The 24,748-nt window shown below is 40.7% G+C and carries 16 protein-coding genes; 2 read left to right on the forward strand and 14 right to left on the reverse strand.

What is annotated here, in order from left to right; translation table 11 throughout:
* Positions 1-123: 123 nt before the first annotated feature.
* The 6 genes from ACZ5B7_RS28755 to ACZ5B7_RS28780 form a co-directional block, all read right to left on the reverse strand.
* A complete protein-coding gene (locus ACZ5B7_RS28755; RefSeq protein WP_464491975.1) occupies positions 124-5,115 on the reverse strand; it encodes a lamin tail domain-containing protein in 4,992 nt (1,663 codons plus the stop codon).
* A gap of 445 nt (positions 5,116-5,560) precedes the next feature.
* Complete coding sequence (locus ACZ5B7_RS28760; RefSeq protein ID WP_464494589.1) at positions 5,561-6,706, reverse strand: HupE/UreJ family protein; 1,146 nt, start codon at positions 6,704-6,706, stop codon at positions 5,561-5,563.
* A gap of 502 nt (positions 6,707-7,208) precedes the next feature.
* Positions 7,209-8,471: an MFS transporter gene (locus ACZ5B7_RS28765; RefSeq protein WP_464491976.1), complete on the reverse strand. Its 1,263-nt coding sequence runs from the start codon at positions 8,469-8,471 to the stop codon at positions 7,209-7,211.
* A 260-nt stretch (positions 8,472-8,731) separates the two neighbouring features.
* A complete protein-coding gene (locus ACZ5B7_RS28770; RefSeq protein ID WP_464491977.1) occupies positions 8,732-9,052 on the reverse strand; it encodes a DUF3870 domain-containing protein in 321 nt (106 codons plus the stop codon).
* Positions 9,053-9,108: 56 nt separating this feature from the next.
* A complete protein-coding gene (locus ACZ5B7_RS28775; RefSeq protein WP_464491978.1) occupies positions 9,109-10,239 on the reverse strand; it encodes a muconate cycloisomerase family protein in 1,131 nt (376 codons plus the stop codon).
* Positions 10,240-10,931: 692 nt separating this feature from the next.
* Positions 10,932-11,711 carry a class I SAM-dependent methyltransferase gene (locus tag ACZ5B7_RS28780; protein ID WP_464491979.1) on the reverse strand — a complete coding sequence of 260 codons (780 nt, stop codon included), beginning with the start codon at positions 11,709-11,711 and terminating at the stop codon, positions 10,932-10,934.
* Between the two features lie 116 nt (positions 11,712-11,827).
* On the opposite strand from ACZ5B7_RS28780, the gene ACZ5B7_RS28785 reads away from it, so the two are divergent.
* Positions 11,828-12,766 (forward strand): LysR family transcriptional regulator, encoded by a 939-nt coding sequence (locus ACZ5B7_RS28785; protein ID WP_464491980.1) that lies wholly within the window; start codon positions 11,828-11,830, stop codon positions 12,764-12,766.
* A gap of 324 nt (positions 12,767-13,090) precedes the next feature.
* Here ACZ5B7_RS28785 and ACZ5B7_RS28790 read toward each other — a convergent pair whose 3' ends face one another.
* Positions 13,091-14,593: a hypothetical protein gene (locus ACZ5B7_RS28790; RefSeq protein ID WP_464491981.1), complete on the reverse strand. Its 1,503-nt coding sequence runs from the start codon at positions 14,591-14,593 to the stop codon at positions 13,091-13,093.
* A gap of 713 nt (positions 14,594-15,306) precedes the next feature.
* On the opposite strand from ACZ5B7_RS28790, the gene ACZ5B7_RS28795 reads away from it, so the two are divergent.
* Complete coding sequence (locus tag ACZ5B7_RS28795) at positions 15,307-15,999, forward strand: hypothetical protein (RefSeq protein WP_464491982.1); 693 nt, start codon at positions 15,307-15,309, stop codon at positions 15,997-15,999.
* A 373-nt stretch (positions 16,000-16,372) separates the two neighbouring features.
* Here ACZ5B7_RS28795 and ACZ5B7_RS28800 read toward each other — a convergent pair whose 3' ends face one another.
* The 7 genes from ACZ5B7_RS28800 to ACZ5B7_RS28830 form a co-directional block, all read right to left on the reverse strand.
* Entirely contained in the window at positions 16,373-17,128 is a 756-nt protein-coding gene (locus ACZ5B7_RS28800; protein ID WP_464491983.1) for a sugar isomerase domain-containing protein, read from the reverse strand.
* Positions 17,128-18,315: an N-acetylglucosamine-6-phosphate deacetylase gene (locus tag ACZ5B7_RS28805; RefSeq protein WP_464491984.1), complete on the reverse strand. Its 1,188-nt coding sequence runs from the start codon at positions 18,313-18,315 to the stop codon at positions 17,128-17,130. Before ACZ5B7_RS28805 ends, ACZ5B7_RS28800 begins: the two co-directional genes overlap by 1 nt.
* A gap of 5 nt (positions 18,316-18,320) precedes the next feature.
* Positions 18,321-19,094, reverse strand: coding sequence for a glucosamine-6-phosphate deaminase (locus ACZ5B7_RS28810; RefSeq protein ID WP_464491985.1), 774 nt, complete (start codon positions 19,092-19,094; stop codon positions 18,321-18,323).
* Positions 19,078-20,388, reverse strand: coding sequence for a neutral/alkaline non-lysosomal ceramidase N-terminal domain-containing protein (locus tag ACZ5B7_RS28815; protein ID WP_464491986.1), 1,311 nt, complete (start codon positions 20,386-20,388; stop codon positions 19,078-19,080). The genes ACZ5B7_RS28810 and ACZ5B7_RS28815 overlap by 17 nt, the downstream gene beginning before the upstream one ends.
* The gene (locus ACZ5B7_RS28820) at positions 20,378-21,631 is read right to left on the reverse strand and encodes an AGE family epimerase/isomerase (RefSeq protein ID WP_464491987.1); all 1,254 of its coding nucleotides are present in this window, start codon (positions 21,629-21,631) and stop codon (positions 20,378-20,380) included. The genes ACZ5B7_RS28815 and ACZ5B7_RS28820 overlap by 11 nt, the downstream gene beginning before the upstream one ends.
* Before the next feature lie 90 nt (positions 21,632-21,721).
* Entirely contained in the window at positions 21,722-23,239 is a 1,518-nt protein-coding gene (locus ACZ5B7_RS28825) for a sodium:solute symporter family protein (protein ID WP_464491988.1), read from the reverse strand.
* A 110-nt stretch (positions 23,240-23,349) separates the two neighbouring features.
* Positions 23,350-24,462: an ROK family protein gene (locus tag ACZ5B7_RS28830; RefSeq protein ID WP_464491989.1), complete on the reverse strand. Its 1,113-nt coding sequence runs from the start codon at positions 24,460-24,462 to the stop codon at positions 23,350-23,352.
* Positions 24,463-24,748: the final 286 nt, after the last annotated feature.

Raw genomic sequence — 24,748 nt, forward strand, 5'->3', positions numbered from 1 at the left:
AACTTAGTAAGGGTCTCATCCCCCCTACTTATAACCTCTTTAACTTAGTAAGGGTCTCACCCCCCTACTTATTACCGCTTTAACTTAGTAAGGGTCTCACCCCCTACTTATAACCTCTATAACTTACTCAGAATTTGACCCCCGATTCGCCCCTCTATTGGGTCTATCAACCGGTGCCCCCGTCTTAAATCTCCAAACATCCGACACGGCTGTACCACCAAATTTATCGGTCACCTTCGTATACCAGCTGCTGAAGCTATTTCCCGGAAGCTTCTTCCACTCCACACTAGCAGCCGATCCGCTTTGGATGTTCTCACTTGTGCCGATTTGTTCATCTGTATATACATTGACACCAATATAATCAGTAGCCACTTGTTTAGCGGTAGGTCTTACTTGGTAATCAATGTCAAATTCATCTTTGCCTGGTTCGTCAAAGAAGTTTTCGTCATCCTTGTATGGCGAATACGTATTGACATGAATTTTTTGATTATCAAGGTCAAATTGAAGGAAACGCATATATCCGCTGCCGCCTTCTAATCCAGACTGATAATCGGACAACATTTCGACAACCGTTCTGCCATCATCCGTATGTTTTACATTATAGGCCACCCCGTGATAGTGGCCGCAAAGGACCATAGATACATTCTTATTTGGAGCGACAATGTCAGTCCAAATCTTCTGGCCGTCCCCTCCATAGGCACCGCTTGGCGTAATGTAAGAATGAGTGGCGATAATGGCTTGACGATCAGGATATTTTTGCAGAACCTCATTCGCCCACTTAATGGTTTCCCCTTGAACATCCCAGCCTAAATACATAACGATGAAATCCTGGCCATTTTGAGAAACAAGATCATAATGGTCACGGTTGTTGTGGTTGTCACCGCCATACGTTGGCTGCTTCTCAAACCGATCTCTGCCGAAATACTTGTAATACTCGGAGTAATCCGCTTCAGAGAAGTTGACGTCATGGTTTCCGGCAACTACCCCGTAGTTCATACCCGCATCATCAAGCAGTTTCATACTTTCATCGGCAACAGCCCATTCGTCCGGACGGTACCAATCGTCTACGATATCCCCTGTATGAATCGAATAGATAATTTTCTTTTCATCCTTTTGATCAACCAGATATTTCATCATGGTTCGATAAATGTCTGGATAGGCGTCTGCATAATACTGGGTATCACTCACCCATGCAAAGGTGAAATCTACATCTTCTGGTGATGGGAATAAATCTTGAATTAACACATGCACCGTATTATCGCGCACCATGTCCCCTGCATTCACTTTCGCTCGTAATTCAAAGTCCTCATTGCCAATTCCGGAAGTAGCCCTTTCCCATTTTAGAGTATTATAGTTCCACGTATACATCGTTACTTGGCGCCCTTCAAGGGAATGACCATTCCATACGACCTCTACTTCATCAGTTGGCGAGAGCTCTTTATCGATTGTAAAATCGAATCGGTGATAGGGAAATTCACCATTTGTATCGTTCACGAAATACTGGCCATCTTTCTCTTTTACCTTTGCAATAGCATCTTTAGAGAAAGCTTCCTCTCCGGAAGGAACTAATTCTAATGGCGGCTCGCGGTCAGTCTTGTTGGAATAAGCAGCGATCTGTGATCCTCCAGCAAAGTCGTATTTATACGCTTTGTAAAAACTAACATCCATGGCATCGCCGTCTGGGTCGGTCACTTTGACACTAAGATCCGCTTTGCCATTTACCTTCGAATCACCGGAAGGCTTTGCTTCACTTGGCTGATCCGGGTTATGGTTAATCATCGTAAAGGATACTTTTTTCGTTGCTACATTTCCCGCTTTATCTGTTACACTCACTTCCAATGTATGGGCACCAGCCTCCAAATTTGGAGAGAAAGGAAGCTCTACCGGTTTTCCATCCAATAAGGCTGTGATTTTCTCTACTCCAGAACCAGCATCTGTTGCAGTCACACTTAAGCTCACTTGCTCTTTATAGGATTTTCCGTCTTCAATAGAAAGATTTTCAATAATAGGTGCCGTGTTATCTACAACCACTTTTTTCGAAATCGATTCACCATTTGCGCTGGTAAGCTGCAGCTGATGCTCTCCATCTGTTAACGTTGTTGTATCCATTTTTTTTGCAACAGCAGGGAATGCAGACGCAGGAATATCAATCGTATAGTGGATCTGCGGCAATGTATCCTTAATGAGGATTCTTGCCTTCGGATCCGCAACTGGTGTTAATTTCCCGGTATCTGACTGAATTTGGGCAGTGATCGCTGGTTTGTCCCCATTCCAAAGCAGGATTTCCACATTTTGCAGCCTGTAATCATCGTTATTTCCTTCTAATCCTTTAGGATCAATTTTATTCCCTGAGGTCAAGGTTATTTTGTTTACTCCAGGTTTGATCATTTCCTTTGGTAATGGCAGCATAGCAGATTTATAATTGGTCACACCCGGCATGATTGAAGCAAGTTCATCATTAACAAATAGCCCGTTATTAAAGGAGGCTTGCATATCCTGCGCTTCAAATGAAATATACGCATCTTCCGGCATAGACGGCTGCGTTTCAAGCACTTGACCATCGATCGACATACTTAAATGATGATCAGCTGTCTTGCTGCGCCCCTCCAAAACCTCAGTTCCACGCAGGTATTCACCATCCTTAATGTTTAACAACAATGGCTCCGTTTGACCAGCAAAGGTAAGTTGATAAGGCTTACCGCCATCATCCAGGGTAGATACAGCATTGAATCCGTCCGTCGCCGTGAAATAGTATTCAATAGATTCTGCATTCAGTATTTGGTAACGCGGAATGAGTTCAGAAACATATTTTCCATCATCTGAACGGAGCATATTCACACGTGTATACTCGCTTGCACCGTTCCGTTTAAAATACAAATTCACTTGCTTAATAGATTGGTCATCGGTTACCTTTGCTTCCAAAGTAAAATCCTTTATCTCCTGAGCTTCTGTTGAAGGCTGATGAGATATGACTGGACTCACTTCGTCTACCGCCACTTCCACCGGCACATCCGGCACTTGGGCATTTACCAGCACACCTGGTGTCGGCTGTTGACCAGAGCCTCTTAAGAACATCCGGTTACTTCCATCCTTTGGATACTCATAGACAACACTTTTTCCATCAATGGCATCGTCCTGTGTGACACTGAACCATGCTTGAGAAATGATCCCTTTATCCGCATGTGAAACAGGATAAGCGGCATCGGCAGCAATCAGAATTCTGCCCTCATCGGCATCCGGCAGGCCAAGACCATTCCAATAAACAGGCAGTACCTTGCTGTCATCAAGTTTTGTACCATAGTGAGCTTTGAATTGGGCAACACTCTCATTCTTACTGTCATAGGATTGAAGCCAGACAACGGCAGTTTCCTGAGCTGGTAAAACAAAATCAGTTGGAATATCGATCAGCGTTGAAGCACCGCCTCGATTTTCAAAAAGAAGTTTATAATCTTCTAGATTGATTTCTTTGTTGGTATTGTTGTAAACCTCTACATACTCATACTTCTCCGTACCAACATTGGCAGGAACAATCTCGGTAATCAATAGACTGGATTCAACCTGCTTGTTCGACTTAACAACCTGAATCTCGAACAATTTTCCTTCTGTATCCAATGTAGTTCCCACATTCAAACCATCTGTGGCTTCAATATAGTATTGAAGCTTTGTAGTCCCTTCCAGCGCCTCTTTAGGAATGACGGCATGATATTGACCGTCCGTACCGGAAGTCATCGGGATTGATTGGAAGGTTTCATCTTCTTTTTTCTTATAAAATAAATTTGCTCCCTTTACATTTTGGTCATCTGTCACATAGGCAGTAATAGGTACATCCTGTACCTTAGTAGAACCCGTTGGAATCATATGTTGAATGATTGGCTTTAAAAAGTCCTCCGGAAGCTGCACTTTCTTATCCGGCATTTGCTCAGGCAAAACCGTTCCTGGTGTTGGCGAGACTTTACTAGCCATCTTCGTCATGAGTGGATCACCAGTTGGTTCGGCTTTATAAACAGCACTTTTGCCATTTTGATCATCTGATTTATCCGTAGAACTTCCTTGCAGATTATAAGTAACCTTCGAAACAATTTCTCCTGTTTTGGTCATTAAGGTAAAATTGTGTCCACCGGTATTAACAAATCCATAAAAAGGTTCTAAAATAGCAATCTGATTCTCGGAAATGACTCCGCCATAGTTGGCGATAAAATCTTGAATAGTCGCATCTTGGTTCGTTTTTTGGTTCCAAAGGACAATCGTTTCACCGGGCTGCAGAATTCGATCACCAGGAATCTCAAACTCATTAAGTGAGGGATTCGCCCAATTTCCGTATCTAAGCTTATATTGATTCAAAGGGATGGGCCGGTTGCTGTTATTATAAAGTTCAATGTATTCGTAGGACTCGCCCATCGTTGAACTATAATCCAAGGAGTTAAACAAAACCTCAGTGATTTGCAAATAAGGCCCTTCGCCACCCACTTCTTCACCAATTTGAATCGTATATAGTTCGCTTGGTTCAGCAGGATTCCGGGTAACATTCACCCCATCCGATGCTTCAATATAATACTGAAGGCTAGCAGCCCCCTCGATGGCAGATTGCGGAATAGTAACCGCATAGTCTGTAAATCCATTCCCATCAACGGTTCCGGCCGTCATGGGCATCTTTTTAAAATCGGTATCGTTTTTCGTTTTGTAAAAAACATTTGCTTCCGTGATGGCTTGATCGTCTGCAATTTTTGCTGAGATACTGATATCTTCCGGTTGTTCCAAGTTCGTCACTGGCGTATGATTGATTTGTGGGGCAGAATTGGATTGTACCTCTTGTTCTGCTGGTTTTTGGTCAGTTGGTGCACCGCTTTCTCCTGCCACGGGTTCTGCCGGTGCCCCACTTTCAACTGGTACTTGTTCAGTTGCTGCCCCTGTTCCTCCTGGTACCTGTTCCGTTGACGCCTTACTTTCTTCTGGCGCTTGATCCGTCGGTGTCACAGTTTCTCCTGGTACCTGGTTAGTTGTTTCAATAGCTAATGCTTGTGGTGAGAACAAACTAATAGACATCGCCATGACGGATAGCGATGAAAGCACACGATTTTGCTTCTTCCTCATCTTCTTTTTCATCTTTTTCTTCAATGCCTCTCCCCTCAATCCCTTACGTTTTTGAAATCTACGAATCTTTAAAACGATAAAAGTCAGATTACGATAAAATCCCCTCCTTTTTTTCTAAAAAACCAATAAAGTGACATTTTTGACACCCCAATAAAATATATCAATCGAAGATTAAGAGAATTGTATGAAAAGTGTAATGATTCTTTAACTAATTGTAACTTTGTTGTAAAACTAGTAAAATTTATCCAGTACTTTTCGATTAGCTTTGTCGAACCACGTCTAAGCATGGTATATCCACAACTTTTAACAATTGGAACCCTCAAGGATGAACAATCTACATACACTTCTAATAGAAAGCAAAATACCACCCAATCCCTCAGATGTTGCTAGAAGGCGGGTGGTACATTTGCTCTTATAATAATTGAAAGTGATTCATCAAGAATGACAGTCGGGTTACTTTATCAACAGTCTAAAACAATGTTCGCTCAATCAACCAATACAGACCGATGATGGCAATACCTCCTGACCCAATAAAGGCGGCCTGACGATACCATTTCCGCCGGCTGACCATGATTAAAAGCGGCAGAAGGACCGCTGCGACAATGATCTGGCCGATTTCAACCCCGAGGTTAAAGGAGAATAAGGATAAAATATAATGATCACCCAGTGTGCCTTGAAGGATCTGGGCAAAGCCGAATCCATGAATAAGTCCAAAACTAAGAGCTAGTAGCCAGCGCCACTTAAGCTTCTTAATCCAAATATTTTCAATGGCAACGTAAACGATACTTAGTGCGATTAATGGTTCAATGATGCTTGCCGGTATCCTGAAAATATCCAGCGCAGCAATCGCAAGGGTAATACTGTGACCGACCGTAAATGACGTTAAGATTTTGATATAGTTCTTCAATGGCTGTTGTAATATGACAAGGGCTGCTACAAACAATAAATGATCATACCCTGTCCAAATATGTTCGACTCCTAGCTTTACATACTCCCACATCGTATTCAGCCAGCTTGGAATGGTGATTTCCGTTGTAATGGTCCCCGAAGATACACCCGCAACCTGACCGGATACAGAACGGTGATCTTTGTTAAAAACCTTCTCCACTTCCGTATCGCCTATATGTATAGTGGCAAAGTTTTGATGAAGAGCATCAAACTGATCAAAAAAGAACTTGTAATCTATTTCATATGCATCAACAGGCTCCGCAAATACATAATTCAGATCAATGAGAACAGTTGGGCCATCTTTTCGTTCGGCCATGGATATTCCCTTAATACTCGGTTCTGCAGTTTCTCCATTGTTAGTTACAGTTAGGAATTCACGGATGAAAGGTTTGAGATCCTCCTCCGTCCAGCTTACCTCCGGTTTAGAAGCTTCATTTTGTGATGCTTCGCCGATAACAAAAACTCTTTTCGATTTCGCATCTACCCATTGGGCTACTTCACTTGGATCAAGGTATAATTGGTATTCGATCGTCTTGTCATGGATCTCAATATCGGAAAAACCAACTGTATTCATGTGCGCTTCTACCCCTCGAGGATTACCGCAAAAAAGAATCACATTAAGAATCATTAATGATAATAGGCTAATGATTTTTCTGCCTTTTAGCATAACCAAAACTATCACCCTCCTAAACATGTCAGAATATATACTATCAATTAATTATTAAGTTGATGTATATGCTATGTTAAGAAAGTCTAAATAGTAAAATAGTAGAAAATAGTTTATTATACTGCAGCTCTTTAGATGTCCCAGGTCTGTTACCACTGAGGAATTAATTCATAAAAAAAGGTCATGCATTTTGCACAACCCTTACACTTTAACCCCCTGCAACAACACCGCTTTCAGGCAAAATGACCAAGTCTCGGAGGGAACAGTTCCCTTGGCAGAGTTATCCTGCTCACCGTTTGTGGTGCCCTTTGCCTGCTCTATCTATTAGAATCAGAGCTAGATTTGGTGGTCCAGTCGATCCAGAGCCTGTCTGAGTTGATGAAGGCGTGAAGATCATTCTGCCATTTTAGGCTCTATCATAAATAAAGCCAACCACCCTGTTCAGGATAGTTGACTTTTATTCATCGAGAGTATTTTATGTGTTGAAAAATTACCCTTCCAATCACGCAGAATGACCTTTGGTATTATTTACAATTGGTTCTACAGAGGTGTTATTTTGATATGGGTCATACATTTTTTCTCGGATAAATAAAGCTGGAATAATACCTGCTATTGCATAAGCTATTCCAAGTGTGGCTAAACCAAATCCAATGGATTGAGCTTGTGAAATAATACCTATGCTAACAGGCGCGATCGCGGCACCAAACCGTCCAATGTTATATGCTCCTCCACTAGCCGTTCCACGAATGTGTGTAGGGAAACTTTCACTCATGTACGTACCATTCACCCCATAGGGTGTTCCATAAAGGAAGCCAAAAATGGTAAGTAATATAATGATATTGCCTGGTGTATGATACATGATAAGGAATGGCAAGAAAATCGCAGTAGCTAACCCGCCAATTGCATATACAGCACGACGACCTATTAAATCTGCTAACCAGCCGGCAAGAATCTTGCCAAAAATTAATGCTGTATAGGTTCCCACAAGATATCCTGTCATCTTTTTAAAATCGAAACCTAAATCCTCTACAAGATAGGTTGGAAGCCATGTTCCTACACCATAAAAACCAAACTGTAAAAAGGTTGAAGTAAAAATCCAGAAGATAAAGATAGATCTTACTTTTGGTTCTTTGAAGATGGCTACCCACTCGTTTTTCTTAATCTTTTTAGGTTGTTGTTTTGCTTCAACCCATCCTTGTGGTTCAGGAATCTTCCGTCTGATATAAATGGCTAAAACAACTGGTACTATAGATAGGAAGAAAAGTGGCCTCCAACCGTAAACTGGCAAGATCGCATTTGCTAACAGGGCTGCCACTAAATATCCCACTGAATACGCTGCTTGTAATGACCCTAATATCGTCGTTCTTTTTTTTGTTGGTACATATTCAGCCATTAGCATCATAACTATAGAATATTCTGCCCCTATTCCAATGGCAGAGATAAAACGAATGACTAGGAATTGCTCGTAAGTTTGAGCAAACCCTAGGAATGCCGTGCCAACAGAGAAAAGTACCATCATATAGACCGCCATTTTCACCCGGCCATATCGGTCAGATAACCAGCCGCCTACAATCCCTCCAACTGCCATGCCGATTAAGGATAATGTACTGATAAACCCTGCAGCTGCTTTTGTGATTTGAAATTCTTCCATTAAACTTGGAAGAGTTAATGATAGCATTTGTATATCCATTCCATCTACGATGAGGCCTAGAAAACAAGCGATAAATACAATCATCCAAGGTCGACTTACTTGTGTTTTTTCCATAGATACACTCCTTTTTTTAAAAAGTTTAATTTAAAGCGGTTACATTATTGAAATAAAAAATGGCTATCCCAAACATTACTATTAAAAACTTAATAGTAGTTGTTTAAGATAGCCAGATAGTTCACTAGTTTATATTAAAAAAGGTTATTTTTTTAATAGCTAATGAATAGGCAATAATGATTTTAATAATTTTATTTTACACCAATTTTCTAATAATTCAATACATAATTTATAAGCTTTGGCTATCCCAGAAGATATAGTTAATTTTGTAAATAATTATCGTGATATTTTTGGCGGGCAACTTTTAGCGCAACAATCAAAGCTCCTTGAGATTGAATCAAAAAATCCTGCTCGATCTCCTTAAGCAATGAACTAATATCCTTGCTAAAATCAGTTCCAATGACAATACGCTTTAAATAGTCTTTTGCCAAATCTGTAATAAAGGTAGCATCTGCATTCACGATAATATGATTTTGTTTGTGAATCTCAAGCATAACTCCGATCTGCTTATTATTCTCATACATTGGTGTGTTTTGCGGTGCTTTTGCATAAGCAGAAATAAATACTGTTGGCATTCCCATTACTCAACATCCTTTCAAGAGTAAGATAGTATAAACCCAGGACAATCATTGGAAAATCAGCTTAAACTATAGGAATAATCCCTTGCGTAATGCTTCACTTTATCTAAATCGATTTCCATTCCAAAACCTGGTCCGTCTGGTATGATCACTTCAAAGTTTTTAAAACGGAGATCGTTTACGGTAATGCGATCCTTGAACAACAATGGACCAAAGATTTCTGTACCGAATTCAAATTCTGAAATCGTTGCATAAACAGCTGCACAGGCAGCAGATCCAAGACTGGATTCAATCATGGTACCGCCATACAAGCCAAATCCTGAGCCTTCCGCAATGGCCGCCACCTTTTTCGTTTCCATTAACCCGCCATGCTTGCACGGTTTAAGAGCGATACAATTCCCATAGCGATGCTTGGTAATTTGAAATACATCATGGACTGAATTGGCTGATTCATCTGCCATGATTGGTACCTTAAACCGCTCGGTTAACCGAGCCATGCCTTCGTAATTCCAAGTTGGCAGCGGCTGTTCCACCATGGAAACTCCACCATCCTGCAACTCCTCAATACAGTAATTAGCGGTTGTTTCATCCCAAGCCTGGTTAACGTCAACAGTCACCCGGGCTTGATTACCTACCGCAGCAATGATTTTCAATACATGGTCCACATTTTTATATGGATCGCCTTTACCAATTTTCAATTTAAAAATCTTGTGGCGTTTTTGCTGTAATAATTCTTTTGCTTCTTCAATATCCCTTCCTGTGTCCCCGCTTGCTAACGTCCATGCGAGCGGGAGAGAATCATGAATTTTTCCACCTAATAGCTCATAAGCCGGAATATTTTTACTTTTTGCCGCTAAATCGATCATCGCCTCCTCGACCACAGCTTTAGCAAAATGGTTCCCTCTTACAGCCTTTGAAACCTCAAACATGATTTTAGAAAAATCATTTGGATTCCTTCCAAGTAAATGTGGTGTGATATATTGATCAATATTAGCTTTGATAGCTTCCGGTGTCCCTTCCCCATAGGAAGCACCGCCAATTGTCGCCACCTCTGCCCATCCATCCAGACCATCTTCATTCGTGATCCGGGCCACAACAATCGATTGTGCTGTAATCGTATGCATTGATAACTGATGAGGTCTAACGGTTGGTATATCTAAAATAAAAATATCAACTGAACGTATCTTCATTTATTCATCTCCTATTTGTTCAATATAATCTGCTTCTGTTTTGACGCAAACCTCTAAATCAAAATCTCATTGCCGTTAATTGTCTTCTTATATAGCTCCTTATGTTTAGCACTCTTTTGTTGTATAGGTGGATGTACTTGAGGGTAGGACCTCCCACAAACATAACGCATAAAAATAAAAAAGGCCTTTTAAAGATGGCGGCTCCCATTTGCGGACAAATGGAATCCCTCATCTTTAAAAGGCCGTTACGTTTACTAAGGTTAATTAAAAATGGTGAATTTTTAATCGTTAATAAACAGGCTAATTATTGTATGCGTTTTCTATATTATGAAATACTTTTATCATATTTTCAAGAGTTTTCTTGCTATTTGTGTAATCGCCACAGGATTCGTTCTCCAAGAAATAGGCAGCGGTCTCCCGCACTTTACTCCCACCTATACATAATTCGGGTGATTACAGAGCACCAATCATGAGGCTCTCATCTCCTGAATTTTCACTACCGAAAATGAGCACAAATAATAAGAATAAGAAAAGAACATGGCTTAAAGTTACAGGAATTACGGGAAATATAGATCACTTATTTTTACCGTGGGCCCTACTTTTCTAGTACTCACGGGCAAAATAGACATCTTATTTTTACCGATGCCCTACTTTCCTGGCACTCACGGGCAGAATTGGACGGCCCCCAATTCTCATTCCACCTTAACCCCATGCAACAAGACCGCCTTCAAGCAAAAATCCTGCGGCACCCCCTCCTCATCGAAGGAAATTTGAAATGTCTCCCTGCATAATGGCGCGGCGTTCTCGAGCATCGAGATAATTTCTTTTTGCGCTTCAGCTGATGTACCTGCCCTTTCAATCCAGCTGGCATATTCAAGGGGCAAATTCCATTTTAATCGCTCCGAATAATGTAAGGAGTTTTCAGCAAACATTTCCTTCCATTCAGAAAGGGAGCTTTCGCGCACTTGTGAAGGATCGCGGAGCTTATTTACTTTGTTTATGAAATGATCGAGGATCTTGTCCTCCGGGGCGTAATGATCGACAAGTAAGAAATGCCCACCCTTCTTCAGAACACGAGAAATTTCTTTCACCGCTTTTCGTACATTTGGAAAGTGATGGGCTGCATAACGGCACGTAACGATATCAAACATTTCATCTGGAAAAGGGAGAGTTTCGGCGTCTGCCTGCTGGAACGTTACATTTTCACAACCCCGTTCCTTCGCATAATCAACTGCCACCTTCACCATTTCTTCCGTGATGTCGACTCCAATGCACTTCTTAACGAACGGCGCAAAGGCGAGCGCCGTATGCCCGGCAGCTGTGCCTATATCGAGTACGTTTTCCTTGCCTGTTAACGTTACTGCTTTAACCATTACGTCCAGTTCCTGGCCTGCGGCAAACAGCTTCTCGTCCCGGTATTTCTCGGGATTTTTTGCAAACTGTTGCTGGACCTTATTTTTCGCATCTGCCATCGTTTATTCCCCCTGGGAAATTACTGTTCTTATATGTATATTATCGATTAGACACGTATTCGTCTAAGATATATAATCTATGAAAGTCATAGATTTAAACTATGGAGTTGGTATAGATGGAGATACGCTTATTACAATATGCAGTGGAAGTCTATCAAAAAAATAGCTTTACAAAAGCAGCCGATAGTTTACATATTGCCCAGCCGTCGCTGAGCCAGCAAATCCAAAAACTTGAAAAGGAAATCGGTGTCCGATTGTTTTCACGCGGACAAGGACGAGTCATTCCAACACCTGAAGGCATCCGTTTCATTGAGAAAGCGCAGCAGATCTTAAGACAGCACGACGACCTTTTGCGTGAGATGCACGAACATAACGTGGGTATCGGATCGGAATTGACAATAGGCGCGCCTGCCGTCACAGGTGGTCACGTGCTGCCATTGCTAATAAAAAACTTTTTGAAGCGATACCCGCAAATGAAGGTGCGTCTCATTGAGGAATCAACCGAGGAGTTGGAAAATTTAACAATTCAGGGTGTTGTTGACCTGTCCATTTTACCATTACCGATAGAAAGTAACCGGTTGGCCACTCGTCTGATGCTGACAGAACCATTGCTGCTAGCGGTTCCACGGGAAGAAAAAGACTGGATGTCGGAGCAAATTCGCCATTTCGTTCGTTCTGCAGATGAAAATGACCAAGTCTCGGAGGGAACAGTTCCTTTGGCAGAGTTGTCCTGCTCACCGTTTATAGTATTAAAACAGGGATTCGGCTTTCGGCGGATTGTGTTGGATCTCTGTGCTGACAGCGGATTTCAACCGCAAATTGATTTCGAAACAAGCAATATCGAGACAGCTCAATCTCTCGTCGCATCCGGATTGGGAGTGACAATTGTTCCAAAGATGGTAATGCGGCAAAATGCAAATTTTAATCCGTTGTATATTCCGCTTCAATCACACCCGACTCGAACAGTAGTATTTGCTTATTTGAAAGAGCGATACTTAAGTCTAGCGGCAAGGGCATTTATGGACGTTTATGAATCGCAAAATCCGGTACCATAAAAAAGGAGAGGGAAGTAAACTTAGAATCCATACAATAAATTTATGGAAGGAGCCACTTTAAAAGCAAAAAAGATGCACCGAATGGTACACCTTTAAAAATCTGGCTCCAGATGTTCTCCAATCCAAATGCGCAACCTAACTATACGTTTATTTAAAACAATTCAAAGTCTTGCCACCTGCGTACTTTTTCTTTCACTATTGCAAATAACGTAGTCGATTAGACAAACGTTTATGTAAATTGGACTAAAATGCGCGATCCATTAACGATTCTGGTTTTATCCTCTTTTCATATCATATAATAAGCAACAAAATGACGATTGAGAATTACATATATTCTCTCATTTCTTCTTTAAGTTGATTAATGTATTTATCATATAATCTATTCTTACTATTCAGCTCATCCTTTTTCCTTTTACCTAATCTCCTCTTATCCAAGGTTACCCCAATTTTCTTTCTCTCTTTTATATAAGTGGTTAATAAAAAATCAATTTCTTCTTTCTTATCCATATCATCATTCATCCCAATATAGGCAGCTAAAGATAATACAACCAATATAATGCTTAAAAATACTTGTAAAACGTGAAAGGAATTCCATAAGCTATTTCCATTCGTTACATCAAAGGAAAAGTTAAAAAAAGTGACTGATGAACTATATAAGAAGTAATCCTTATAGTCTTTTATAATTTGAACTTTTTCCAGACTAATGGGGCCTGGGCAAGTTCCATCAATTTGTAAAAAGTTCTTAAAATCACATGGATTTTGCCCGTAATGAATATTGACCATAAATAAATAAAAGAGAGTAAATAATAATATAACTTCAATATAGGAATGAACTGCTAAAGAAATCCTTTCGGGTCTTCTGATTGAAGAGGACCTCCAATAGTTTATAAACTTTCGATGGCTGCTTCCCCAGTGATTTCCCCAGAAAGCTCTTGATTTAACTTCCACAACATCCTTATAAAAGGCATATGAAATTTCAAAACTTCTTGAAATGATACGTAAAACTAACACTAAAAATATGATTTTTGTTATCTCTAACTCTATGTATGAATAGGAATACATCAACGCCAAGGAAAAGATAAGAGCAAAAACTAAATTTGTCCAATTGGAAAATATGATGAAGTACTTCCTCCTAACCTTCCTTTGCTCCCACGTGTATTCACAAATTCCCTCCATATCCAATCTGCACCCGGCTTGGCTGCACTCAATATCAAACCCTTTATTATTTAATGCTTTTTTAAACAAATTAGCCATAACATAGTCTGGGCTAATTAAGGAAAGAGCCATTAACCGCATTCTAATATTATCCTTAGATTTTAAGACGTCCATATTAATTATCTTTTGATCTTCATATTTTAAATAGATAATAAAAAAAGCAATATAATGAATAAGAAAAGAAAAAATCAGATTAATAAATATCATAATAGCAATTAATAATATATTTAATTTTATAAATAACATTAATAAAAGAGAAATTAATAGTATCAACAGAGTACTTAAAAATATATCCCAAAAGTTCCAAAGCATTATAAAAAACAGCTTTATACTTTTTAAAAATTTTTCAGTACTTTTCAGCCACACAAACATAAGACCGAATGCTAAAACAAAGGTACCCACGACACCTATAACTACCAACCATTTAACAACATCCATACTGTTAGAAATGGGCAGAGGAAATGCCCGAGACTTTAGGTATGGCACTAAATAAGAGATTGATAGAAATACACAAACTAAAATTAAAAATACATTCTTTACTTTACTAAAAAGATTCTGTACATCTAATAATTCGCCTTTTAGGTCAAACCATTTATCATCAAAAAATGACATAACTACCATTCCTTTTCTGTTCCCAGTCCAGTCCGTACTCGGGATTCTCCCGACTGCATCTTATTCTTTTTATGTTTCTAGTCCAAGCATTATTATATCTAAATTTTCCTCGTCCAATAAACTTTTAAATCACTTCGATACTTAACAGCTGCATCCTCAATAAAAAAACATCGAAACATCTTCAACTAAATTTCCTGACAGAAACAGAATACACAGAGATGGTTTCCCCTCCTCAAGTATTGCTCAGCTCCCGAAAATCTCCCCATCCGAAAATAAGATAAATCTAACTCTACCTTTTTCCCTAAAGTCATGTTTGCTAATATTTCTCCAAACACACTTCCGAATTTAAAGCCATGTCCTGAAAAGCCGCTGGCAATGGCTACATATGGGCAATCAGGATGATGGTCGATGATAAAGTCTTCATCTGGTGTTCGGGTAAACAGACAGACCTTTCCAACCTTTAGTTTTCCAGCAGCATATGTGCTTGTACAAAAGACCTTAAGTCTTCTTCATCCTCCGGGTAGATGCCAAAGGTTCGTCCCACTTGGTCGGGATCAATGTTCTGCCTTCCATCCATTCGTCCCACCTTAACACCGCTCCCATCGATAAAAGGAAAACCATAGAACATTTAAGGGTATTTCCCGCAAAGAGTCCTATTTTTTTACAAAAAGCGATATAATTCTACTAGATTAATAAAGCAATGGGGGAGAAAAATGAAAAAGATTGGCATTTTTATAGGTGGGTTAGTTATCTTGCTACTTGGTGGGGTGATTGGACAATCTATCAATGTAAACGCCACTAGTAAAGTTGAACTAGAGGAATTGGTACAGAAACAACAAGTAACTATTGATCATTTAACCACGAAGTTAGATGAAGTATCTAAACAACTATCTGACACAACAAAAAGACTTGAAGTATTAGAAAATAAAGAAAGCAGTACAGAAGAAATTGAGACAAGATTAACAAAGGTCGAAAGTGTACTTGGTCAGTGGGATTCAGAAATGTCAGTAATTCAATATCTCAATGACCTCGATAACAGATATAATAAAAGGGTTTTATTATTAGAAAAAATTCATAAGGTTGATCATGATTCAATTCAACAATACGTCACAAATTTTCCTCAACTTATTTCAGACTCCATTGATAGAAAAATAAGCAGTGATTCCTACTGCTGGTCTGGTTGTACCTATCCTATTCAGAAAGATTCACTGGTTCTTGATCCAGCCTCTTTCATGCTAGGGTCATTTAATTTTAATGTTCTAGACTATATTTCAGAGGAAAAAATCAAAGAAATTGCTTTAAATGCTTACAATCAACAAAATAAAGTAACTTATAATAATATCCAAATATATATAGTTCAGCCTTTCGATCTAACATATAAAATCATTGACATTCCATTACAATAAAACATTTGTTAAAAGCCCTCCGATTAAGGAAGGCTTTTTTTCTAATAACCACTTACTATGTTGTCAATACCTTTGAAAAACTCCATTGGGATATTGAATCATATGGTCACACATTTCCAGCAATAACGGTTAAATAAATTTGTTAAGGATGGGGTCGTGAGAGATTGACAAATATAAACTTCCCAGAAGCGCTCCATCTATGTAGAATTTAGCCATTTGATTACCTAATCTTGAAAAAATGTTATTTCTAGTGGAATCCGTGTAAAATGAGGATAATGATTAAAACTTTAGGCAAAAAAGAGCCATGCCTCCTAGCATAACTCTTATACTTTACCAATATAAACTTTAGCTGAGTCGCGTTCTGACCCCGTATTTAAAGCTTCTTAATCCGCCCTTTGAATCGATCAATAAACCGAGCGTTGGCCTTGTCGCCGCCTGTTGCATTCCCACTCATCCAAATCGGCGGGGTTACTCCTTGCTTGACTAGCAGATTGATAGTCTCTGCGACCAAAGAATTTAATAAGAAGGCATTTGCGAACGTGGACATTGCAGCCACACGCTGGTCTAGTCCGTCTATTTGCACCACTGCATCTCCTACTTCAATTTTGCAATCAAGCACGATATCAACTAGATCATGTAGGTTTTTCTTAGACGGATGGCGTGCCTCATGTTCTTGAGGAGTGGACAATGCGTGATGAACCGAGGTGACCCCTATAGTTTTTACCCCTCTTTTTTTCGCCTCCAAAGCTGCATCAATCGTTGCAGAGTTAATTCCATATGCATTGATGATGATGAGCAAGTCTCCTTCTTTTAACCCGTAGTCATCCATGACGATTTGTGCATAGCCTGGGGTTCGCTCTACCGCCATAGAACGTAAAGCCCCACCACTAAGAAGGGTCCCCTCATCTAACATGGCACTAACATGCATCAATCCGCCTGCCCGGAAAAAAATTTCTTGGGATCCTAGGTTTGAATGTCCTCCTGGACCATAAGCAAACACCAGTTTATCCTGCATAATGTGTTCTGCAAGCATTTTTGCTGCTTCTTGTATGGCTGGTTGCTCATCATCATGTAGTCGTTGCAAATGACTCATGATTTTTGATAAATATTGACCTGTAACTGTATTCATCACACTTTCTCCTCCGCTTGTTTTTGGTAGACGCGGTTTCCTTGTTTGATTGTTTCAAGAATCTGAATTTTCCCTTGATCCCAATTAAACAACACAAGATCCGCCGGTGCTCCAATCTTGATCCCTGCCTGAGAAGGAAAATCCATTAACATAGATGGCCGGATCGACGCCATTTCCCATGCATCCGTTAAATCGGTTAACCCCAATTGCACGAAATTTTCAATTCCCCTGCAAAGCATTTGTACTGAGCCTGCTAATAATTGAGGGGATTCCGCCAAATGTAATTTTCCTTCCTTTGTTAACACAACCTTGCCTCCAATATGTGTCTGGTATTCCCCTGGAGGATATCCAGCAAACATAACAGCATCACTCACCAAGATGGCTTTTTTTCCTTTTACCCGCAGTACCACTTTGAGGACAGATTCTGGCAGATGGAAGCCATCGGCAATGACACATGTCCATAATTCATCGGCGGCGAGCTGCTCCCAAAGATAATTAGGGTGCCGAGGAAGCATTAAGTGTGCGCCGTTTCCAAAGTGTGTCGAGACCCTTGCTCCAGCAGCTATAGCTTCACGGATTTGCTCAACCGTTGCATTTGTATGACCAATTGACACCTGTACACCAGATTCCACGCAACGGGAAATAAAATCAGAAGCCCCAGGCCACTCAGGTGATAATGTAATCAGCTTAATTGCTCCAAAAGCCTTTTCCTGCCAATACTCAAACAAGTTCCAATCAGGTGCTTTCACGTAATCTTTCGCGTGAGCCCCGCGCGGACCGTCTACAGGAGATAGGAATGGACCCTCCAGATGAATGCCTCTAATCGTCTGTCGTACCCCTTCGTATTCTTGACATGCTTTAGCAATCGTGGATAACGCTTGAGCTATGTTCTTATCACTATTCGTGATGATAGTAGGTAAATATGTCGTCACTCCTTCTTGCCACATGGCATTAGTTGCTCTGTAAACGAGATCAGAAGAAAAAGGCAATGTGTTAAAATCCAACCCTTTAAATCCATTAATCTGTAAATCTACTAAACCAGGACCAATGAAAGGAAGGGGTTCAGTATGGTTTCTTTCCTTTATTTGAATATCCGCGATGCTTCCCTTTTCAAGACGGAGGACAATCGTTTCTCCAGTCAGATAATGAATACCCTCAACAATTTCTCTACCCTTAAGATTCTCCATCGTTCCTAAACCCCATACGAGTCTGAATCCAGATATAGAACACAGTTTTGGTGGCTGCGCAGAATCGAAGCAGGACAATCTGTCGAGATTGGCCCTTTCAATGTTTTTTCCACCGCATTTCTCTTAGAGCTTCCTGGTACCATGCAATAAAGATAATTTGCGGAAAGAATGGTCGGGATTGTAATGGTTAGGGCATGTGTAGGAACGGAATCCACATTAGGAAAACAACCATCATTAACCTGTTGTTGTCGACATACATCATCTAATTTGACCCATTTTATTACTTTGGGATCAGAGAAATCTGCTACTGGTGGGTCATTGAAAGCCAAATGGCCGTTTTCCCCAATCCCCAAACAGATGATATCAATGGGAGCTTCAGTAAGTAGTTCAGCATACCTTTGACATTCTTGTTCAGCCGATTGCGTTGAGTTGATCAGATTCACGACACCAGGCGAAACCAGATCAAATAATCGATCACATAAAAATTGGCTGAACCGTTGGGGGGCACCCGCCGGCAAACCTATATATTCATCCATATGGAATACGGTAATCCGTGACCAATCAATTCCCTCTGCAACAGAAAGTGCAGACAAGAACTCGTTTTGAGAGGGAGCAGCAGCGAAAATCATGCGGATATGTTCTTTCTGTTGCTGCAGTTCCCTGATTTTATCGGCGACCTCTCTTGCCGACTCGGCACCCATTTGCATACGATTGGAATATACTTTCACCTTTAATTTATCGGCGATTTGTGTGTTGATTGGACTAATAGCTTGATTCAATGCAATTCTCCTTTCCTAGTAAATCAATAATCTTTTCTTTTATCACCTGTTCGATTGAATGGTCAAAACAGCTGGGCAATCCGAAGTATGGGGTAGAATCAACGGCTTCATATCCGCCTTCTTCAAGTTGCCGTTTTGTTGGGATGTAGCCAATCATTCCGTTCGTATATGGAACCGGCAGTACACCCGGGAAGTACTCTTTAATATATAACCCGTATTCTACTACCATCTCACTATTAAAGCTTAGTATAGAAAAATGATTTGTAAGTGTCAGGTATGTCATCTCTAAATTTATCGCTGATTTCCCTTTTTCCGGATGTTTTAAAAGTCCTCGGGCCCACTCTCCAGTAATTCCAGGCTCCCTACTTTTTTCCTGCAATTGATCGATCGTTGGCACCTTTTGGACCTTCAACGGCACGGAAACCGTCTGACCTGACCGTAACTCGGGAACATGGGGGACCATTGATTTTTCTAAAAGTGAAAACACATGATGAGATAATGCCTCTCCCAATTTTCTGACATCTTTATCCGTCCCCCGATAGAAATCTTCCCCATTTACCAATGAAGGGCGGATATCCCCGCAGCATCCTTGCAGAAATGCGGCTACACAAGACTCACCTAAATGTCTTTCGATCTTCTCCATCGCATACCCAGTGTACTCAGAGGATAGAAAGGGTTCGTCCGTTGTGGTCGGATGGCACGTATAGTGAATAAGAAGTGCCTTGGTTTTATGTAACTCCGTTTGGAATCGAATCACGGTTAAATCAGGGTCCACAGGACCCATATGATTAGGAGCCATACGAATCTCCTGGTCCACCCATTTTCTGCGATGGATGCCAATCTCACACATTCCTTTCTGAGATTCAACACTTACAGTCTCTAGATTTCCAATGGCGAGCCCAATACCTTTCGAAATCTTCTCCTCAAGCGAATCCAGATATGCACGGCACGGCACACCAAGCGATTCCGTAAAGCAAGTGCTTGTTTGAGGTCCTGAATGACTATGGGTTCCATGAAGAAAGACCGATGACTCCTCAATCCCCCATTCTTTTTCAATACGTTGTTTGAATAGGGGGACCCGATCGGACCCCCACCAAATTAAATCGGCCGAGACGATCAGTGCCTGTCGAATCTTCTCTTGATCGTCTTTTTGACGAAATACCAATATCCTTGCATAAATGGGGCGAATGATAGATTCATACGCTCCTTTGCGGTGGGCAAAACCGGCTAAAGGTATAGGTGATTCAGGGGTAATATCAATTTTGGCAACCCCCAACTGAAAGCTATTCCCCATTACTTGTTTCCTCCAGCAGTTCAACAATCAGCAAAAGGTTTCGTAAGATATGGAACGGGTCCTTTACTGGCAAAGCCACGACCTTCTCCATCGGCTCCCCTTTCCGATTGCGAATTTGAATCCATTCTCCTACTCTTGTATCCAGATTAGGAAAAATGCGAAATACATACTCATGTGTCATTTCATAAAGTTTTAGAAATTTCTCGTCACCGGTTTCTTTATAAGCTAAAAGCAGAGCGTACAGGGCCTCTGAATGAGGCCACCAAAGTTTGCTATCCCAAGTATCCAAAATCAACTGCTCATAAGGATCGCCAGTGTACTCCCCCTTTGGGGCTCCTCCTTCCCGATCGACGAATCGTAATAATCCCCCATATTTTTCGTCCCATCCCCGCAGAAATGCATTTTCGATGATATGGCAGGCCTTTTCAATATAATGATTTTGTTTGAGCCGTTTGGCAGCTGCAATAACGAACCACATGGATTCGATGGTATGTCCAGGATTAACATGCCGACATAGTATGTTGTCTGGAACCGGTCCAGACAACGGCAATACCTCAGCCATTCTGCCATCCTCACATGCGAAGACTTCCATAATGTCAGTAAGATACGATTGACATTTCTGCTCTAAATCTTCGATATGAACCTTATCAAGAATCTCGGCGGCTTCCAGTAGCGTTTGGGTAACGTTTAACATAATCATCGGAACCGAGTGAACTTTAAATCCTTTTGGTATCGGGTACGGCTCGCTGCGAACGCTTCCAATTGCTAACCGCTTAATAATCCTGTCATACAAAACTTTAGCTTCCTTAAAAATCGCAGCATCAGAAGCCACTCTTGCATACTCGGCAAGGCCAATCACAACGAAACAGTCAGCATAAAAACTGCTATCATACCCCTGCCCCGGTACACTTTCCTTCTTATCTCCGGTTTGCGTGAGAAGATAAGCGCAATTGCCATTGTCCAGATACACATGTTGAAGGAGAAAATCAATCGTCTTTTTGGCAAAAGATAAATAGTTGTCAGCATCGCCAGTAAGATCGTTTCGATTGACACAATCTGCGATTCTTGACCATAACCATACAAATCTGCCTTGAGACCAAGTATATTTATCTGTACTCAATTGTTTCGCCCCGTGATTATCAAAACAGGTAAAAACACCACCGTTTTGTTCGTCAATCGCCTTCTGCCAAAAAGGAATCAAATCCATTTCAATGTGATTTTGATAAAATTGCCGTAGATTCATGTTTGCACCTCACTTTCATACTCAAAGAGGAAGGATGCTCCCTTCAAAAAACAACCATTCATCAAAGTGAATAAGTATATAAATGTCCGATTATTTCGGTATATGCACCGAAGAAGAATCTGGTTGATCTAAGGAATCGATATCGTAATTTAAGGATTCCATCAATTCTTCCACCTCTGGTTTCAGTGGTTGATTGCGATTCAGCCAGCCCATTCCAATATATAAAATGGCTGAAACTAATACAGGAGCAGCTACGGTTCCCGCGGTGCCTGCATTAATCCCATATTTCACCAAAGCAAAAGTAAGAATTCCCGCTAACCAAGAAACGATGGCTGCTTTCGAATCACTATGACGAAAGGCAGGTAGTAATCCTAATAGCATTGGAATAGAGATAGGACCTACAAGTGCACCAAACCAAACAAGGATTAATCCCAGCACTCCACCAAAAGAATTGGCATTAAGCCCAATAATTAAGGTGAAAAATGTAAAAACAACGGTAATGATTCGTGCGACACGAAGGGAACCTTTTCCGGTCATATGACGGAATTTATTTGAGATTGTTGGCAAGATATCTCTTGATACCACTGCTGTGATGGCAGTTGCATCAGAGGTAGTCATTGCCATCGTATGGGCAAACATGGAAGCCAATACTAGTCCAACGATTCCAGGCGGTAAAAACTCCTTGGCCATGAGCGAATAGGATTGAGTCGGATCTGCTAAGTCCGGGTAGAATAAAGGTGCGGCCCACATTGGAAAGAATAGGATTAGCGGCCAAATCAAATACAAAGCTGATGATAAAAGGGCCGCTTTTCGTGCGTCGGATCCTTTTGGAGAGGCAATGTACCGCTGTGCTAAGTTCCAAGTCCCGCCGTTATAGCTTAAAAAGTCAATTAAAAGGTAAGCCAATACGAACCCAACCGTATACGGACCTACAAACGGCTCCGTGTGTGAAGGTGGGAGTTTGTCCCAAATTCCCATAAAGGAACTGATGCCGCCCAGCTTGGCAGCAATAATGACAAACATCGCAATTCCTGCGATTAATTGAACGATGAATTGGGCAAAATCAGTCCATGCATCTGCCCAAAGACCACCAATAGAACAATAAGCTAAAGAGATCACACCTGATGCGATAATTCCAACAACCATGGGAATTCCTGCAAATACATTCAATATGACCGCAATAGCTGCCAATTTTGCCCCTACATCAAATACTTTCAGTAAAACTCCACTCCAAGCCATAAGCTGTTGGGTTGGCACGTTGTAACGCATTGCTAAATATTCCATTGGAGACTCTACATTTAATCGTTGACGTAGTCGCGACCACCGTGGTGCTAATAAAAATGAACCAATAAAGATGGCTAAAGACACAGGGATAGCCCACCAGATGTAAAGGGTAAATCCATACTGATAAGCAACTCCGGCATACGCAACAAAGACTGCCGCACTATAACCAGACATATGGTGGGAAATACCAGAGAGCCACCATGGCATTTTACCTCCTGCTGCAAAGAAATCTTGAGTACCGCTAATTTGACGATAAGACCAAATACCAATTCCAATCATAACTAAAAAGAAAAGACCTAATACAAACCAATCTAGCACTGACACGTTTACTCATCTCCTTTATTAAATTTAATTAGTCCTAGTCTAGGACTAATTAGTTAGAAGATAACACAGGGATGCTAAACCAGTCAATATATTTAAAATTTTCATATAATTCAACCACTAATAGATTCCTGCTCAAAGTCTAAAATCACGGCCAAGGCAGCTCCCTGTTCCGTACCGAATTGGGAATTGATAAATAGAATTTCCGAGTGCTCAAACGGAAACTGAAGCGTTCGCTCTCTAACAGATTTTAAAGTCTCCTCACAGAAAGAGGTTACTTGTTCCAATGGACTATCAACAATCACGTATTGAGGGTTAAAAAGATGTATGATTTGGGAAATGGCTACCCCCAAATAGGCTCCCCGCTCGCGAAATATTGCCTCTTCTCCATTCACAATCAAATCTGTAAGTGAAGAGTTTTCTGAAGTATCTTTCATGATATTTGGTATACTCACCAATGATTCTAAGCATCCTCTTTGGCCGCAAGTACACAATGGCCCATCCGATTTGACAACAAAATGCCCGATTTCCCCAGCTGTACTGCTAACACCATGGAAAAGGTCATTTTCAATAATCAAAGCCCCCCCTATACCCTTTCCTATGCGAATGTAAAAAGCACTTCGAATTATGCCATCCAGAATCCTACTAATAGGTGCCAATGCTGAAGCCTTAACATTATTCAACACCTTAACAGGCACCAAAAGACCGGATAGCTTGTCCTTAAGAGGAATGTTTTTCCACCCTAGATGGGATGAATAATGAATAATTCCTGTGAGAGGATCGACAAGACCCGGAATACCTATACCAATTCCTAATGCCTCAGGATGACGATTTAAAAGAGACTCGCAAAACTGATATAATCCTGCGCACCATTGATCCGTATCATCAGCAGATAAGGTAAAGTCTCCTTTTTCAAGGATGTTCGAGCAATAATCCGTCACCACAAATTGCCCAGATGTTTTTTGAACAAAGATTCCAATGGATTTATAGCTAGTAGAAACCAATGTGAGCTGTTTGCGTGGTCGACCAACTCCACCTTGCTCATCTATCCCCGTTTCACGTACAACTCCCTCTTGGATAAATTTTTCTACAATTAGTGAAACCGTATTTTTGCTCACTCCTAGCGCTTTCCCGATTTCTAACCTAGTGGTAATAGGATGCATCCGTAAAAAAGATAACATTTTTTTTTCATTTTTCTGTCTTAACCATGCCGTGCCTTTGTTCATCCCACACACTCCTTCTTCCCTATACATTACTATTTACAATAAACACAACAAAATGAAAAGCTATCATAAATTCAAAAAGTCCTCGAAAGTGCATTCGATTAAAACTATATTACTATTATCTTATATTACCTATCCTAGTTTCCACAAATTAACTCTTCCTCCGGCATCGGATAGGAGAAGCCTTTTACCAAATCAATTCTTCCACTTTCCAAAACCTTATCTAGAAGCTCATTGGCAATTTCTTCGATTCGCGGCTCTAACTCTTCTACTGCACTTGGTGTAAAGG

The sequence above is a fragment of the Neobacillus sp. S1115 genome (genome assembly GCF_055385565.1).

Coding starts and splice junctions, on each gene's coding strand:
- ACZ5B7_RS28785 (WP_464491980.1), top strand. CDS start 11,828: ATGGAGATACGCTTATTACAATATGCAGTGGAAGTCTATCAAAAAAAT.
- ACZ5B7_RS28765 (WP_464491976.1), bottom strand. CDS start 8,471: ATGGAAAAAACACAAGTAAGTCGACCTTGGATGATTGTATTTATCGCT.
- ACZ5B7_RS28830 (WP_464491989.1), bottom strand. CDS start 24,462: ATGAACAAAGGCACGGCATGGTTAAGACAGAAAAATGAAAAAAAAATG.
- ACZ5B7_RS28760 (WP_464494589.1), bottom strand. CDS start 6,706: ATGCTAAAAGGCAGAAAAATCATTAGCCTATTATCATTAATGATTCTT.
- ACZ5B7_RS28820 (WP_464491987.1), bottom strand. CDS start 21,631: ATGAATCTACGGCAATTTTATCAAAATCACATTGAAATGGATTTGATT.
- ACZ5B7_RS28770 (WP_464491977.1), bottom strand. CDS start 9,052: ATGGGAATGCCAACAGTATTTATTTCTGCTTATGCAAAAGCACCGCAA.
- ACZ5B7_RS28775 (WP_464491978.1), bottom strand. CDS start 10,239: ATGAAGATACGTTCAGTTGATATTTTTATTTTAGATATACCAACCGTT.
- ACZ5B7_RS28805 (WP_464491984.1), bottom strand. CDS start 18,315: ATGGAGAATCTTAAGGGTAGAGAAATTGTTGAGGGTATTCATTATCTG.
- ACZ5B7_RS28795 (WP_464491982.1), top strand. CDS start 15,307: ATGAAAAAGATTGGCATTTTTATAGGTGGGTTAGTTATCTTGCTACTT.
- ACZ5B7_RS28815 (WP_464491986.1), bottom strand. CDS start 20,388: ATGGGGAATAGCTTTCAGTTGGGGGTTGCCAAAATTGATATTACCCCT.
- ACZ5B7_RS28790 (WP_464491981.1), bottom strand. CDS start 14,593: ATGTCATTTTTTGATGATAAATGGTTTGACCTAAAAGGCGAATTATTA.
- ACZ5B7_RS28800 (WP_464491983.1), bottom strand. CDS start 17,128: ATGAATACAGTTACAGGTCAATATTTATCAAAAATCATGAGTCATTTG.
- ACZ5B7_RS28780 (WP_464491979.1), bottom strand. CDS start 11,711: ATGGCAGATGCGAAAAATAAGGTCCAGCAACAGTTTGCAAAAAATCCC.